The following is an 818-nucleotide window of genomic DNA, read 5'->3' as shown; positions in this document are numbered from 1 at the left end:
CGGAAAGGGTTCATTTACAATTGAATAGGGATGGAAAGGAAGTTTATTTCGAGAATAAGTTGACAAGAGCATCAGGTGGATGCCTTGGCGTCGGAAGGCGATGAAAGACGTGGTATGCTGCGATAAGCCTCGGGGAGGAGCAAAACATCCTTTGATCCGGGGATCTCTGAATGGGGCAACCCAATGGAAGTCATGTTCCATTACACCAGACTGAATACATAGGTCTGTGTGAGCTAACGCAGGGAAGTGAAACATCTCAGTACCTGCAGGAAGAGAAATCAAACGAGACTCCCCCAGTAGCGGCGAGCGAACAGGGATGAGCCCAAACCGGCTGAATTCGTTCAGCCGGGGTTGTAGGGCCGGCGTTTCCGATTCATGAGTAGTTAGAAGAAGAGAGCTGGAAAGCTCCACCACAGAGGGTGACAGTCCCGTATTTGAAGGCGAAAGTGACGGTGCCGGTACCTGAGTACTGCGAGGCACGTGGAACCTCGTGGGAATCCGGGAGGACCATCTTCCAAGGCTAAGTACTCACCGACGACCGATAGTGCACTAGTACCGTGAGGGAAAGGTGAAAAGAACCTCTTCAAGAGGAGTGAAACAGAATCTGAAACCTGGTGCTTACAAGCTGTGGGAGCCATCTTCGGATGGTGACCATGTGCCTTTTGCATAATGAGTCAGCGAGTTAATCTGTACAGCGAGGTTAAGCGTTAGCGGAGCCGCAGCGAAAGCGAGTCTGAACAGGGCGATTTAGTTGTGCGGATTAGACCCGAAACCGGGTGATCTATCCATGAGCAGGTTGAAGCAAGGGTAAAGCCTTG

Annotated in this window: 1 rRNA gene; it reads left to right on the top strand. The window is 51.2% G+C overall.

Annotation, left to right across the window (positions count from 1 at the left end):
- Positions 1-52 precede the first annotated feature (52 nt).
- Positions 53-818 (top strand): 23S ribosomal RNA (locus tag B5F76_RS14315); the annotation flags it as partial.

It is taken from the genome of Desulfovibrio sp. An276 (assembly GCF_002159665.1).
GTDB lineage: Bacteria > Desulfobacterota > Desulfovibrionia > Desulfovibrionales > Desulfovibrionaceae > Desulfovibrio > Desulfovibrio faecigallinarum.
Note: the sequence above shows the minus strand (reverse complement) of the source record. Positions and strands in the feature narration are given on the sequence as shown.